This is a genomic window from Streptomyces sp. NBC_00249, assembly GCF_026342355.1.
GTDB lineage: Bacteria > Actinomycetota > Actinomycetes > Streptomycetales > Streptomycetaceae > Streptomyces.
In genome coordinates, this window is the sequence record NZ_JAPEMV010000008.1 from 97,711 (window position 1) to 112,278 (window position 14,568).

The 14,568-nt window shown below is 70.1% G+C and carries 12 protein-coding genes; 7 read left to right on the forward strand and 5 right to left on the reverse strand.

Annotated features, from left to right (window positions below; all coding sequences use genetic code 11):
* The first annotated feature begins 12 nt into the window (after positions 1-12).
* Positions 13-1,173, forward strand: a complete 1,161-nt coding sequence (locus OOK31_RS30150) for an alkaline phosphatase PhoX (RefSeq protein ID WP_267090548.1) — start codon at positions 13-15, stop codon at positions 1,171-1,173.
* Positions 1,174-1,200: 27 nt separating this feature from the next.
* On the opposite strand, the gene OOK31_RS30155 is transcribed toward OOK31_RS30150, so the two are convergent.
* From OOK31_RS30155 to dusB, 3 genes are all read right to left on the reverse strand, one after another.
* Complete coding sequence (locus tag OOK31_RS30155) at positions 1,201-2,226, reverse strand: helix-turn-helix transcriptional regulator (protein WP_267090549.1); 1,026 nt, start codon at positions 2,224-2,226, stop codon at positions 1,201-1,203.
* Positions 2,227-2,662: 436 nt separating this feature from the next.
* On the reverse strand, positions 2,663-5,371 hold the full coding sequence (gene ppdK / locus OOK31_RS30160) for a pyruvate, phosphate dikinase (protein ID WP_267090550.1): 2,709 nt from the start codon (positions 5,369-5,371) through the stop codon (positions 2,663-2,665).
* A gap of 366 nt (positions 5,372-5,737) precedes the next feature.
* Positions 5,738-6,880: a tRNA dihydrouridine synthase DusB gene (gene dusB / locus OOK31_RS30165; RefSeq protein ID WP_267090551.1), complete on the reverse strand. Its 1,143-nt coding sequence runs from the start codon at positions 6,878-6,880 to the stop codon at positions 5,738-5,740.
* A 52-nt stretch (positions 6,881-6,932) separates the two neighbouring features.
* Here dusB and OOK31_RS30170 point away from each other — a divergent pair, with 52 nt between their 5' ends.
* Positions 6,933-8,381: an MFS transporter gene (locus tag OOK31_RS30170; protein WP_267090552.1), complete on the forward strand. Its 1,449-nt coding sequence runs from the start codon at positions 6,933-6,935 to the stop codon at positions 8,379-8,381.
* A 30-nt stretch (positions 8,382-8,411) separates the two neighbouring features.
* On the opposite strand, the gene OOK31_RS30175 is transcribed toward OOK31_RS30170, so the two are convergent.
* The gene (locus OOK31_RS30175) at positions 8,412-8,867 is read right to left on the reverse strand and encodes a MarR family winged helix-turn-helix transcriptional regulator (protein WP_267090553.1); all 456 of its coding nucleotides are present in this window, start codon (positions 8,865-8,867) and stop codon (positions 8,412-8,414) included.
* 91 nt (positions 8,868-8,958) lie between these two features.
* On the opposite strand from OOK31_RS30175, the gene OOK31_RS30180 reads away from it, so the two are divergent.
* From OOK31_RS30180 to OOK31_RS30195, 4 genes are all read left to right on the forward strand, one after another.
* Positions 8,959-9,303, forward strand: coding sequence for a DoxX family protein (locus OOK31_RS30180; protein WP_267090554.1), 345 nt, complete (start codon positions 8,959-8,961; stop codon positions 9,301-9,303).
* A 57-nt stretch (positions 9,304-9,360) separates the two neighbouring features.
* Positions 9,361-10,410 (forward strand): aldo/keto reductase, encoded by a 1,050-nt coding sequence (locus OOK31_RS30185; RefSeq protein ID WP_267090555.1) that lies wholly within the window; start codon positions 9,361-9,363, stop codon positions 10,408-10,410.
* A gap of 21 nt (positions 10,411-10,431) precedes the next feature.
* Positions 10,432-11,025, forward strand: coding sequence for a TetR family transcriptional regulator (locus OOK31_RS30190; protein WP_267090556.1), 594 nt, complete (start codon positions 10,432-10,434; stop codon positions 11,023-11,025).
* A 164-nt stretch (positions 11,026-11,189) separates the two neighbouring features.
* Positions 11,190-11,918 carry a VC0807 family protein gene (locus OOK31_RS30195; RefSeq protein ID WP_267090557.1) on the forward strand — a complete coding sequence of 243 codons (729 nt, stop codon included), beginning with the start codon at positions 11,190-11,192 and terminating at the stop codon, positions 11,916-11,918.
* A 97-nt stretch (positions 11,919-12,015) separates the two neighbouring features.
* On the opposite strand, the gene OOK31_RS30200 is transcribed toward OOK31_RS30195, so the two are convergent.
* Complete coding sequence (locus OOK31_RS30200; protein WP_267090558.1) at positions 12,016-13,398, reverse strand: glycine--tRNA ligase; 1,383 nt, start codon at positions 13,396-13,398, stop codon at positions 12,016-12,018.
* A gap of 155 nt (positions 13,399-13,553) precedes the next feature.
* Between OOK31_RS30200 and OOK31_RS30205 the strand changes: the two genes are divergently transcribed.
* Positions 13,554-14,549, forward strand: a complete 996-nt coding sequence (locus OOK31_RS30205) for a metal ABC transporter substrate-binding protein (RefSeq protein ID WP_267090559.1) — start codon at positions 13,554-13,556, stop codon at positions 14,547-14,549.
* The last annotated feature ends 19 nt before the right edge of the window (positions 14,550-14,568 follow it).

Genomic DNA, 14,568 nt, shown 5'->3' on the forward strand with positions numbered 1-14,568 from the left:
ACAGGAGTGACCGTGGAACGTCGTACCTTCCTGCGCGGTGCTGTGATCGGCTCCTCGGCCGCCGCCTTCGCCGGCACCCTCACCCACGGGGCCGCCTTCGCGGCCCCCGCCCAGCCCGGCGCCGGACCCTACGGGGCCCTCGGCGCGGCGGACGCGAACGGCATCATGCTGCCCGCCGGCTTCAGCAGCCGGGTGATCGCCCGCTCCTCGCAGACGGTCGGCGGCACCTCGTACACCTGGCACAGCGCCCCCGACGGCGGCGCGTGCTTCGCCGACGGCACGGGCTGGATCTACGTGTCCAACTCGGAGATCAACCCCTCCGGCGGCGCGAGCGCGGTGAAGTTCAACTCCTCCGGCACGATCACCGGCGCCTACCGGATCCTCTCGAACACCCGGCAGAACTGTGCGGGCGGCAAGACCCCCTGGAACACCTGGCTGTCCTGCGAGGAGGTCAGCCTCGGCTTCGTCTACGAGACCGACCCGTACGGCGTGAACCCGGCCGTACAGCGCCCCGCGATGGGCAAGTTCAAGCACGAGGCGGCCGCCGCCGACCCGGTGCGCCAGGTGATCTACCTGACCGAGGACGAGACGAACGGCTGCTTCTACCGCTTCATCCCCACCACCTGGGGCAACCTCTCCTCCGGCACCCTCCAGGTGATGGTCGCCGGAACCGCCACCTCCGGCTCCTTCACCTGGCAGAACGTCCCGGACCCGGACGGCTCGCCGACCACCACCCGCACCCAGGTCTCCGGCTCCAAGAAGTTCAACGGCGGCGAGGGCTGCCACTACGCCAACGACACGGTCTGGTTCACCACCAAGGGCGACAACCGCGTCTGGCAGCTCAACCTGGCGAACAGCACCTACGAGCTGGCCTACGACGACTCCCTGGTCCCCGGCGGCGCGGCCCCGCTGACGGGCGTGGACAACGTCACCGGGTCCTCGTACGGGGACCTGTACGTCGCCGAGGACGGCGGCAACATGGAGATCTGCCTGATCACCCCGGACGACGTGGTGGCGCCCTTCCTGCGGATCACCGGCCAGTCCTCCTCGGAGATCACCGGCCCGGCCTTCTCCCCGGCGGGCAACCGGCTCTACTTCAGCAGCCAGCGCGGCACCACGGGCAGTTCCTCCGGCGGCATCACCTACGAGGTCACGGGCCCCTTCCGGGTCTAGTTCCGGTCCGGGGCCCGTTCTCCGGTCCTAGGACACCACCGCGCCGCCCTTGAGGAGGGCCGCGCCCAGCGGGGTCACCGTGTGCAGGACCGCGCCGCCGTGGCGCAGGGTGGTGACGAGGCCGGCCTCGCGCATCACGCAGGCGTGCTGGCTCGCCGAGGCCAGGGAGACCCCGGCCCGGCGGGCCAGTTCGCTGGTGGTGGCCCCGTCCCCGATGGCCCGCAGCACCACCGAGCGGGTGTGCCCGACGAGCTTGCCCAGGGTGCGCTGGCGCTGTTCCTCCGGGCGCGCGGCCTCGCCGCCGGCCGAGGCCGAGGCGAGCTGGGCGGCGGCCGGGTAGACCAGCACCGGCGGCAGCTCCGGGTCGTGCAGGGTCACCGCGGTACGCCGGCAGAAGAAGGACGGCTGGAGCAGCAGCCCGCGCCCCCGTAGCCGTACGTCCCGGTCCACGGGGTACTCGCACTCCAGGACGGGCGCCCGCCAGCGCAGCATCGGCGGCAGCGAGGCGAGCAGCTCGTCCGCGCCGCCGTCGAGCAGGGCGCGGCCGCGTGCCGCCCGCTCGGCCTCTATCTGGGCCTGGATATGCGTCCAGTAGGGCTCCACGGCGGCCCGGTGGTATCCGCGCAGCTCGCTCAGGAGCCTGGGGAGGTGTTTGGTGCCCCCGTCCATGAACTCCCGCAGCCGGATGGGCGCGGGCGTCCCGAAGGCCGCCCCGAATCCGCTCCCGGCGCCGGAACCGACGAGGGAGAGCTCCCGCCGCAGCCGCTCGTGCCGCAGCCCGCGCAGGGCGTCGAGGCCCATGTCCCAGCCGTACTGCCCCTCGGCGGGGGTCAGAAAATCCGGGAAATAGCCGCGAGCCGGTATCAACGCACCGAGCAGCCTTGTTTCACTATTCAACCTGCTCCGTGTTTCCGTACGCCATTCACCGAACAGCCGGGCGTCACGCCGGTCTCTTAAACGGTGAAAACTAAGAATCGTTTCCCACAACGCATCGGGACGCCCTGCCATCCGTACGCGTGCCAGGTCCACTCCAGTGAAATGGATACGAAGCACCGAACCCCCAGCTGTGCAACCGCAATCCCCCCGCCCCATGAGTATGCATGCCGTCACACGTGGTCACCACGCCCTTTCGGCCACAGTTGAAACCCCTTTCGGCAGGGGCGTGACAAGCGAAATCCTGTACTCCGCCGGGCACACTCCGGTGCGACCGAAACGCTCCGTGAAGGCCGTGGGGGGCTTTGCGGGGCCTGGCGGTCGGTCGCATCGGGAAGCGCCGACGTGCCCGGTGGATAGGCGTCAGGCGGTGGACGGGTGGGGATCCGTCCACCGCCTGGTGCCGTAATGACTTTGTTGAATACCTCGCCCAAAGGTGCTTCGAATAGATAGATGCGCCCGCCCCCGGAGGTCAGGGACCGGGGGCGGGCGCGGCCGTCGCGGGCTTCGTGGGACCGCGGCGGGGGCATGCGGGGCCGGTGAGGGCCCGGGCGGGTCAGCGGCTGTCGGAGCCCTTCGCCTCGGCCGCGGCGCGGCCGGCCTCCAGGCGCGCCACCGGGATCCGGAACGGCGAGCAGGAGACGTAGTCGAGGCCGACCTCGTGGAAGAAGTGCACCGACTCCGGGTCGCCGCCGTGCTCGCCGCAGACGCCGAGCTTCAGGTCGGGGCGGGTGGCCCGGCCGGCCTGGACGGCGCTGCGGACCAGCGAGCCGACGCCGTCCCGGTCGATGGTCTCGAAGGGCGAGACCCCGAAGATGCCCTTCTCCAGGTACGCGGTGAAGAAGCTGGCCTCGACGTCGTCGCGGGAGAAGCCCCACACCGTCTGGGTCAGGTCGTTCGTGCCGAAGGAGAAGAACTGCGCGGCCTCGGCGATCTGGCCGGCGGTCAGCGCGGCGCGGGGCAGCTCGATCATCGTGCCGATGGTCAGCTTGAGGCTGGTGCCGGTGGCGGCCTCGACCTCGGCGATGACCGCGTCGGCCTCCTCGCGGACGATCTCCAGCTCCTGGACGGTGCCCACGAGCGGGACCATGATCTCGGCGCGGGGGTCGCCCTTGGCGTTCTTGCGCTCGGCGGCGGCCTCGGCGATCGCCCGGACCTGCATCTTGAACAGGCCGGGGATGACCAGGCCCAGGCGGACACCGCGCAGACCCAGCATCGGGTTCTGCTCGTGCAGCTTGTGGACGGCCTGGAGCAGGCGCAGGTCGTTCTCGTTGGCGTCCTTGCGGGACTCGGCGAGGGCGACGCGCACCGACAGCTCGGTGATGTCGGGCAGGAACTCGTGCAGCGGCGGGTCCAGGAGGCGGACGGTGACGGGCAGTCCGTCCATCGCCTCGAACAGCTCGACGAAGTCCTTCTTCTGGAGCGGCAGGAGGGCACTGAGTGCCTCCTCGCGCTCTCCGTCGGTGTCCGCGAGGATCAGGCGCTCGACCATCTCGCGGCGCTCGCCGAGGAACATGTGCTCGGTGCGGCACAGGCCGATGCCCTGGGCGCCGAAACGGCGGGCGCGCAGCGCGTCCTCGGCGTTGTCGGCGTTGGCGCGCACCCGCAGGCGGCGGACGCGGTCGGCGTAGGCCATGATCCGGTGCACGGCGGCGACGAGCTCGTCGGCGTCGTCGGCGCCGGCGTGCATGCGGCCCTCGAAGTACTCGACGACCGGGGACGGTACGACGGGTACCTCACCGAGGTACACCTTGCCGGTGGAGCCGTCGATGGAGACGACGTCGCCCTCTTCGATGACCGTCTCGCCGACCGTCATGCGGCGGCGCTTGGTGTCGACGTCGAGCTCCTCGGCGCCGCAGACGCAGGTCTTGCCCATGCCGCGGGCGACGACGGCGGCGTGCGAGGTCTTGCCGCCGCGCGAGGTCAGGATGCCCTCGGAGGCGATCATGCCGTCGAGGTCGTCCGGGTTGGTCTCGCGGCGGATCAGGATGACCTTCTCGCCGGAGCGCGACCACTTGACGGCCGTGTACGAGTCGAAGACGGCCTTGCCGACCGCCGCGCCCGGGGAGGCGGCGATGCCGCGGCCGAGCAGGGTGCTCTTCGCCTCGCCGTCGAAGCGGGGGAACATCAGCTGGGCCAGCTGGTGGCCGGTGACGCGCTGGAGCGCCTCGGCCTCGCTGATCAGGCCCTGGTCCACGAGCTGGGTGGCGATGCGGAAGGCGGCGCCGGCGGTGCGCTTGCCGACGCGGGTCTGGAGCATCCACAGCTGGCCGCGCTCGATGGTGAACTCGATGTCGCAGAGATCCTTGTAGTGGGTCTCCAGCGTCGTCATGATCTCGATGAGCTGGTCGTACGAGGCCTTGTCGATGGCCTCCAGGTCCGCGAGGGGGACGGTGTTGCGGATGCCCGCGACGACGTCCTCGCCCTGGGCGTTCTGGAGGTAGTCGCCGTAGACGCCCGCGTGGCCGCTGGCGGGGTCGCGGGTGAAGGCGACGCCGGTGCCCGAGTCGGGGCCGAGGTTGCCGAAGACCATGGAGCAGATGTTGACGGCGGTGCCCAGGTCGCTCGGGATGCGCTCCTGGCGGCGGTAGAGCTTGGCGCGGTCGGTGTTCCACGAGTTGAAGACGGCCTCGACGGCGAGGTCCATCTGCTCGCGGGCGTCCTGCGGGAACTCGCGGCCGGCGTCCTTCGCCACGATCTTCTTGAAGTGCTTGACCAGCTTCTTCAGGTCGGCGGCGTCGAGGTCGGTGTCGACGGTGACCTTCTTGGCGGCCTTGGCCTCGTCGAGGGCGTCCTCGAAGAGCTCGCCCTCGACCCCGAGGACGGTCTTGCCGAACATCTGGATCAGGCGGCGGTACGAGTCCCACGCGAAGCGCTCGTCGCCGGACTGGGCCGCGAGGCCGGTCACGGACTCGTCGGAGAGGCCGATGTTGAGGACGGTGTCCATCATCCCCGGCATCGAGAACTTCGCGCCGGAGCGCACGGAGACCAGCAGCGGGTCGTCCGACTGGCCGAGCTTCTTGCCCATCTTCGCCTCGAGGGCGGCGAGGTGCGCGCTGACCTCGTCGCGCAGCTCGGCCGGGGCCGTGCCGCTCTCCAGGTAGACCTTGCAGGCCTCGGTGGTGATGGTGAAGCCGGGGGGCACGGGGAGACCAAGGTTGGTCATCTCGGCGAGGTTGGCTCCCTTGCCGCCGAGAAGGTCCTTGAGGTCCCGGTTGCCCTCGGTGAAGTCGTAGACGAACTTCTGATCTTTGTTTTCCGACACGGGTCTCGACTCCTCGAGGACTCGGGTGGCTGCCCTGACGGCCAGGAACATACCCAGATCGAAGGCTTCTGGGTACGTCCACTTGGCCGTCATGCGGCTGTAACCACCCGTGCGCCACCGGATCGAAAGTAACTCATGGGTAATCAGAACGTACGAAGAGCGTTCAGAACCCGAAGGGGGAAGGGCCTCTTGAGGCTTGATCACGCTCGGATGAGCGATCATCGATACATTTGCGTTCAAGTCTTGAACGCACAAAGGGTGGCACCCAGTGCCACCCTTTGAAAGTCTTACCCGTGACCTTCACGCTCATCTGAGCGAAACCTTCATCATGCGTGGCGTATATCACGCGACCCCGAGGGCGATTTGTCAGCCTCCGGAGGTGTCCAGCTCGGCTTCCTCGCTCACGCCCGCGCAGTCGTAAGGATCCTTCAACCAGCCCTCGGGCAGGACAACCCGGTTGTTTCCGGACGTCCGGCCGCGCGGTCCGTCGGCACTCTCGGGCCACGCTTGATCCAGATCGAGCTCGCTCAGATGAGCGTCCAGTTCGGCCAGGGAGGAGGTCACCGCCAGCTTCCCCCGCATCTCCGACCCCACGGCGAAGCCCTTGAGGTACCAGGCCACGTGCTTACGGAAGTCGATCACCCCGCGCGCCTCGTCGCCGATCCACTCCCCCAGCAGCTGCGCGTGCCGGTGCATGGTGTGCGCGACCTCGCGCAGCGTCGGCTTGTGGAAGTCCTCGGGGCGGCCCTCGAAGGCCGCGACCAGGTCGTTGAACAGCCAGGGCCGCCCCAGGCAGCCGCGCCCGACGACCACGCCGTCGCAGCCGGTCTCGCGGACCATGCGCAGCGCGTCCTCGGCGCACCAGATGTCGCCGTTGCCGAGCACCGGGATCTCCGGGACGTGCTCCTTGAGGCGCGCGATGGCCTCCCAGTCCGCGGTGCCGCCGTAGTGCTGGGCGGTGGTGCGCCCGTGCAGGGCGATGGCGGTGACGCCCTCCTCGACGGCGATCCGGCCGGCGTCGAGGTAGGTGAGGTGGTCGTCGTCGATGCCCTTGCGCATCTTCATGGTCACCGGCAGGTCCCCGGCGCCCGCGACGGCCTCGCGCAGGATCGCGCGCAGCAGGTGGCGCTTGTACGGGAGGGCCGAGCCGCCGCCCTTGCGGGTGACCTTGGGGACGGGGCAGCCGAAGTTGAGGTCGATGTGGTCGGCGCGGTCCTCTTCGACGATCATCCGGACGGCCTTGCCGACCGTCACCGGGTCCACGCCGTACAGCTGGATCGAGCGCGGCTTCTCGGTCGCGTCGAAGTGGATCAGCTGCATGGTCTTCTCGTTGCGCTCGACCAGGGCGCGGGTCGTGATCATCTCGCTCACGAACAGCCCCTTGCCGCCCGAGAACTCGCGGCAGAGGGTACGGAACGGGGCATTGGTGATGCCGGCCATGGGCGCGAGCACCACCGGCGGCTGCACGGTGTGCGGGCCGATCGCGAGAGGCGGAGGGAGCGTGGTCATCCCCCCATTGTCGCGCATGCCGTGGTCGTTAGTTAGACGTACTATCGGCGTCATGGGTCACATGAGCCACCGGCGGCGCATCCTCGTACTGGCGATCTGCTGCATGAGCCTGCTCATCGTCAGCCTCGACAACACCGTCCTGAACGTCGCCCTGCCGGCGATGCGCCGCGACCTCGGCGCCTCGGTCTCCGGGATGCAGTGGACCATCGACGCCTACGCGCTGGTCCTGGCCTCGCTGCTGATCGTGGCCGGGTCCACGGCGGACCGGATCGGGCGCCGCAAGGTGTTCACGGCCGGCCTGGTCCTCTTCACGGCGGGCTCGGTGCTGTGCTCGCTGGCGCCCGGCCTGGAGTTCCTGATCGCCTTCCGGATGATCCAGGCCGTCGGCGGCTCGATGCTGAACCCGGTGGCCATGTCGATCATCACCAACACCTTCACCGAACCGAAGGAACGCGCCCGCGCCATCGGCGTCTGGGGTGGGGTCGTCGGCATCTCCATGGCCGCGGGCCCCCTGATCGGCGGACTGCTGGTGGACTCCGTCGGCTGGCGGTCCATCTTCTGGGTCAACCTCCCCGTCGGACTCCTCGCCCTCGCCCTGACCCTGCGCTACATCCCCGAGTCCCGCAGCGAGCGCCCCCGTCGGCCCGACCCGGTGGGCCAGCTGCTGGTCATGGTCCTGCTCGGCACGCTGACCTACGGGATCATCGAGGGCCCGGCGGCCGGCTGGACCTCGGGGGCGATCCTCGGGTGCGGGGCGGCCGCCGTGGCGGCCCTGACCGGGCTGGTGGTCTACGAGTCCCGGCGGGCCGATCCCCTGATCGACCCCCGGTTCTTCCGCAGCGCACCCTTCAGCGGGGCCACGGTGCTCGCGCTGGGGGCCTTCGCCGCGCTGTCCGGGTTCCTCTTCCTGAACACCCTCTACCTCCAGGACGTCCGGGGGCTCGACGCCCTGCACGCCGGGCTCTGGATGCTGCCGATGGCCACCCTGGCCTTCCTGTGCGCGCCGGTGTCGGGACGGCTGCTCGCCTCCGGGGGGCCGCGGCTGCCGCTGCTGGCCGCCGGGGTGACGATGACGGCGAGCGGGCTGCTGTTCGCGGCGTTCTCGGCGGAGCGCTCCGCGCCGCTGATGTTCGCCGGGTACGCCCTCTTCGGCATCGGCTTCGGCCTGGTCAACGCCCCGATCACCAATGCCGCGGTGTCGGGGATGCCGCGCTCCCAGGCGGGGGTCGCGGCCGCCCTGGCCTCCACCAGCCGGCAGGCCGGCGGGGCGCTGGGGGTCGCGGTGATCGGCGCGGTGCTGGCGGCCGGGACGGCGGGCGGCGGGGACTTCGCGGCGGCGACCCGGCCCGCCTGGTGGATCATCACGGGCCTGGGGCTGCTCGTCCTCGTCGTGGGCGCGGCGACGACCGGGCCGTGGGCGCTGGCGACGGCCGCCCGTACAGCCGGCGAGCTGGAACCGGAGCGCGCGCCCGCGCCGGTCGGCGCGCCCCCGCGGGGCTGACGGCAGGCCCGGTCCGGCCGCCCGATCGGGCTACTCCGAGCAGTCGAAGTCCTCGGCCCGGGAGTCGATGCGCTCCAGCAGGGCGCGCAGGGCGTCCTGCTCCTGCTCCGAGAGCCCCGAGAACAGGCCCGTCTCGACGGCGTCCAGGGCGGCGTTGGTCCGGCCGAGGGCGCTCCCCCCGGCCTCGGTGATGACCACGTTGTGGCGGCGCCGGTCGGCCGGGTCGCGGCGGCGCTCGGCGAGGCCGTCGCGCTCCAGGTCGTTGAGGATCCCGACGAGCACGCTCGGGTCCACCTCCAGCCGCTCGGCGAGCGCCCGCTGGCTGATGGGGCCGCCCTCCAGGTGCATCAGCGTCATCGCGTGGCGCGGGGTGAGCCCCGCGGCGCCGAGCGCCTTCTTCATCCGGGTCTGGGTGACCGCTCCGTGCCAGGCCAGCAGCAGGCCCAGCCGCTGCGGTGGGTGCGGGGCTTCCTGTGCTGCCGTCATGTTCCACACCGTAGCAGCCGAGGAATGATTGCGATCTATCGATCGTTGATGCTATTCAATGGTTTGAAACCCTCGACCGTTGGAGTACCTCATGTTCATTGCCTATGCCGTCGTCGCCTGCCTGCTGGCCCTCGTCCTGACGGCTTCCGCCACCTTCACCCTCCAGCGCAACGAGGCGATCGTCGCGAGCATGCGCAAGGTGGAGGTGCCGGACGCGTGGCTGCCCCGGCTGGCCGCACTCAAGGCCGCGGGCGCCGTGGGCCTGGTCGCCGGGCTGTGGATCGCGCCGCTCGGCGTGGCCGCCGCCGTCGGCGTGACCCTCTACTTCGCCGGCGCGGTCGTCAGCCACCTGCGCGTCAAGGACTTCGAACTCGCCCCGGCGGCCGTCCTGACCCTGGTCGCGGCGGCCGTGCTGGCCCTGCGGGTGGCGGCCTGACCGCACGGACGGGTGACAGATATTGAAATCTGTCACCCGTCATGCCATTCTCGTTCCATGACGACCTACGAGCACACCTCCGCCACCCGCACCCTCGGCTCGACCGGGCCCACCGTCTTCCCCCTGGGCCTGGGCTGCATGGGCATGTCCGCGCTCTACGGGGAGGCCGACCGGGCCGAGTCCCTCGCGACCCTGCACGCCTTCCTGGAAGCCGTCCCGGACGGCACGGGCGCCCTGCTCGACACCGGCGACTTCTACGGCATGGGGCACAACGAACTGCTCATCGCCGAAGCCCTGCGCACCGCCCCCGCCGCCGCCCGCGAGAAGGCGCTGACCAGCGTCAAGTTCGGCGCGCTGCGGACTGTCGAGGGCGGCTTCACCGGCTATGACGGCCGGCCGGAAGCCGTCAAGAACTTCCTCGCCTACTCGCTCCAGCGGCTCGGCCGCGACCACATCGACATCTACCGGATCGCCCGCGTGGACCCGGACGTCCCGATCGAGGAGACGGTCGGCGCCATCGCCGAGGCCGTCCAGGCCGGGCACGTCCGCCACATCGGCCTCTCCGAGGTCGGCGCCGACACCCTGCGCCGGGCCGCGGCGGTGGCTCCCGTCTCGGACCTCCAGATCGAGTACTCCCTGATCTCCCGCGGCATCGAGGAGGAGATCCTGCCGACCGCGCGCGAGCTCGGCATCGGCGTCACGGCGTACGGGGTGCTCTCCCGGGGCCTGATCAGCGGGCACTTCAGCCGAGACCGGGCACTGGCCCCGGGCGACTTCCGCGGCATGAGCCCGCGCTTCCAGGGCGGCAACCTCGACCGGAACCTCGACCTGGTCGAGGCCCTGCGCAAGGTCGCCGAGGAGAAGGGGGTGAGCGTGGCCCAGACCGCCATCGCGTGGGTGCTCGCCCAGGGCCCGCTGCGCCGGGCCGACATCGTCCCGCTGGTGGGCGCCCGGCGCCGGGACCGGCTGGAGGAGGCACTGGGTGCCATGCGGGTGGAGCTGACCGCGGCCGACCTGGCCGCCATCGAGGAGGCCGTACCTGCCGGCGCGGCCGCGGGCGAGCGGTACCCGGCGGCGCAGATGGCCCACCTCGACAGTGAGCACTGAGCTGGCGGTACGGTCGTACCCATGCCACCCGCTGCCGCCGAGCCCCTGACCCCCGAGCGCATCCTCGAGACCACCGAGGAGGTGCTGCGCCGCTTCGGCCCCACCAAGGCGACCGTGGTGGACGTGGCGCGCGCCCTGGGCGTCAGCCACGGCAGCGTGTACCGCCACTTCCCGTCGAAGGCCGCGCTGCGCGAGGCCGTGACGGACCGCTGGCTCGCCAAGAGCGTCGTCATGCTGGAGGGGATCGCCTCGGCCCCGGCCGAGACCGCCCCCTCGAAGCTGGAGTCGTGGCTGGAGGCCCTCTTCGCGGCCAAGCGCCACAAGGCGGGCGACGATCCCGAGCTGTTCGCGACGTACACGGTGCTGCTCGCCGAGAACAGCGGCGTGGTCGACAGTCACCTGACGGAGCTGATCGACCAGCTGGCGCGGATCATCGCGGAGGGGGTCGAGGCCGGCACGCTGGCCGCGTCCGATGCCCCGGCGGCCGCCCGCGCCGTCTTCGACGCCACCAGCCGCTTCCATGACCCGCAGTACGCGGCCGACTGGCGCTCGCCCACGATCATCACCGAGTTCGAGGCGGTCACGGCCCTGCTGATCAGGGGTCTGCGCGCCTGAGCGCCCGCGCGGCCGGACACCCGGGCACCCCGAGCCCCCGACTGTCTGGAATCAGCCAGTCCGGACAGCTTGGGGATCATTTTGAGAAGCTCGGCTTGTACATGTCATAGAACTGTCCTTACGGTCCCCCTACCGCACTCATCAGGCAGTTCTCAGGGGGAAGCATGTCCACCGCATCAGCCACACCCGGCCGGCCGGCACCACCGGCCCGTTCCGGCGCCGCCACCGCCCTCGGCTGGATCCTGACGATCGGCCTCAACGTGGTCGCTCCGATCGTCACCTACAACACGCTCACCGGGGACCACGGCTGGAGCGAGTTCTCGGCGCTGCTGGTCAGCGGTGCCTGGCCGGTGCTCGACAGCGCCATCCATGTGGCGTGGCGCCGCAAGCTCGACGAGTTCGCCGTGGTCACCCTGGTGTTCCTGGTGATCACGGCCGTCGTGTCGCTCGTCGGCGCCCACTCGGCCCGCGCCCTGCTCATCAAGGACTCCGGCGTGACCGGGCTCTTCGGGCTGCTCTGCCTGGCGACGCTGTTCGCGCGGCGGCCACTGATGTTCTACTTCGGCCGCAAGTTCGCCACCGACGGCACTCCCGAGAGCACCGCCTGGTGGAACGGCCTGTGGCAGTACGAGGGCTTCCGCACCACGATGACCCGCATGACCCTGGTCTGGGGCGTGGCCTACGTGATCGAGGCGCTGGTGCGGATCGCCCTGGCCTTCGTCCTGGACACCTCCACCATGGTCACGCTCAGCCCGTTCATGATCTACGGGACGATGGGCGGCCTGGGCCTGTGGACGGCCCGGTACGGCAAGCGTTCCCAGGCCGAGGGTGAGCGCCGGGCGGCCGAGGCGGCCGCCGCCGAGGCCGCGGCGGGCGGGGCCTCCCCCGCCTGACCCGCCCGCCCCGCCCGACCCGTACGGCAAAAGACCGGTGGCCCGGTGCGCGATCCGCGCACCGGGCCACCGGTCTTCGTACGTCCGGACCTGAGTCCTAGCAGCCGATCAGACGGCTGGCCAGGTAGCTCTGGATCTGGTCCAGGGAGACGCGCTCCTGCTTCATGGTGTCGCGCTCGCGCACGGTCACCGCGTTGTCGTCCAGGGTGTCGAAGTCGACGGTGACGCAGAACGGCGTACCGATCTCGTCCTGGCGACGGTAGCGGCGGCCGATGGCGCCCGCGTCGTCGAACTCGATGTTCCAGAACTTGCGCAGGTCGGCGGCGAGGCCCTTGGCCTTCGGCGACAGCTGCGGGTTGCGCGACAGCGGCAGGACGGCGACCTTGATCGGAGCCAGGCGCGGGTCGAGGCGCATCACGGTGCGCTTCTCCATGACGCCCTTGGCGTTGGGGGCCTCGTCCTCGTTGTACGCGTCGAGCATGAAGGCGAGCATGGCGCGGTTCACGCCGGCCGCCGGCTCGATGACGTACGGGGTGTACTTCTCCTTGGTCTCCTGGTCGAAGTACACGAGGTCCTGGCCGGAGGCCGCGGAGTGCGCCTTGAGGTCGAAGTCCGTGCGGTTGGCGACGCCTTCGAGCTCGGAGAACTCGTTACCGCCGAAGTTGAAGCGGTACTCGATGTCGGCGGTGCGCTTCGAGTAGTGCGACAGCTTCTCCGCGGGGTGCTCGTACCAGCGGATGTTCTCCTCGCGGATGCCGAGGTCGCGGTACCAGTTCCACCGCTCGGCCATCCAGTACTCCTGCCACTGCTCGTCCTCGCCCGGCTTGACGAAGAACTCCATCTCCATCTGCTCGAACTCGCGCGTGCGGAAGATGAAGTTGCCCGGCGTGATCTCGTTGCGGAAGGACTTGCCCATCTGCGCGATGCCGAACGGGGGCTTCTTGCGCGAAGTCGTCTGCACGTGGGCGAAGTTGGTGAAGATGCCCTGGGCGGTCTCGGGGCGCAGGAACGCCTTCGAGCCGGTGTCCTGGGTCGGGCCGAGGTGGGTCTCCAGCATGCCGGAGAACTGCTTCGGCTCGGTGAACTGGCCCTTCACGCCGCAGTTGGGGCAGTTGATGTCGGCGAGGCCGTTGGCGGGCACACGGCCGTGCTTGGCCTCGTACGCCTCTTCCAGGTGGTCGGCGCGCTGGCGCTTGTGACAGGAGGTGCATTCGGTCAGCGGGTCGGAGAAGGTCGCGACGTGACCGGAGGCCACCCAGACCTCGGGGGCCAGGATCACGGAGGAGTCCAGGCCGACGACGTCCTCGCGCCCGGTCACCATGGCCTTCCACCACTGACGCTTGATGTTCTCCTTGAGCTCGACACCGAGCGGACCGTAATCCCAGGCAGCCCTGGAACCGCCGTAGATGTCACTGCACGGGAAAACGAAGCCACGGCGCTTGCTCAGGCTGACGATGGTTTCGATCTTGTCGGCGGCCACGGTGCTCTCTTCATTACGAGGACGAACGGCGAAGGCTTTAGGTTACCGGCGCCCGCACCCTGCTCTTCAAATCGGGACCCCCCTTCCAGCATGCTCCCCGAGCCCCTCACCTGGGTTTTTGACAATCGTTTCCATCTTTGATGAAAATGGATGTCATGAACGTACGACGCCTCATACCCACCGCCGCCCTCGCCGGTGCCGTCGCCCTCGGCGCCACGGCCCTGACCGCCTGCTCCGGAGGCGCCGGAGGCGCCGCGGACGCCGACGGCAAGGACGGCAAGCTCGGCGTGACGGCGTCGTTCTACCCCCTGCAGTTCCTCGCCGAGCAGATCGGCCAGGACCACGTGAAGGTCTCCACCCTGACCAAGCCGGGCGTCGAACCGCACGACCTGGAGATCACGCCGCGGCAGACGGCGCAGCTGTCCGAGACCGACCTGGTCCTCTACCTCAAGTCCCTCCAGCCCGCCGTGGACAAGGCCGTAGCCCAGTCCGGCGTGAAGACCGTCGTCGACGCCGCCACCCTCACCAAGCTGGAGGTGCACACGGCCCCCGGCCACGGCGAGGAGGGGCACGAGCACACCGACGGCGACGAGCAGGCCGGTCACGACGGCCACGACCACGGCGGCTCCGGCACCGACCCGCACGTCTGGCTCGACCCCACCAAGTACGCGGACATCGCCAAGGGCGTCGGCGCCGCGCTGGAGAAGGCCGACCCCGAGCACGCCAAGGACTACCGCAAGAACACCGACGCGCTCGTGGGCCGGCTCGACGCGCTGGACACGGAGTTCAAGAACGGCCTGAAGGACACGGCCTCCAAGACCTTCATCACCACCCACTCCGCCTTCGGCTACCTCGCGGAGCGCTACGGCCTCGACCAGGAGGGCATCTCCGGCGTCGACCCCGAGGCCGAGCCCAGCCCGGCCCGGATGAAGGACCTCCAGGCGGTCGCGAAGAAGGACAATGTCTCCACCGTCTTCTTCGAGACGCTGGCCAGCGACAAGACGGCCAAGAGCCTCGCCCAGGACACCGGCCTGAAGACCGACGTCCTCGACCCCCTCGAGGGAATCAGCGACAAGTCCCAGGGCGCTGACTACTTCGAGGTCATGCGGTCCAACCTCAAGAACCTGCAGAAGGCACTCGGAGCCAAATGATGACAGCAGCAACGGAGGC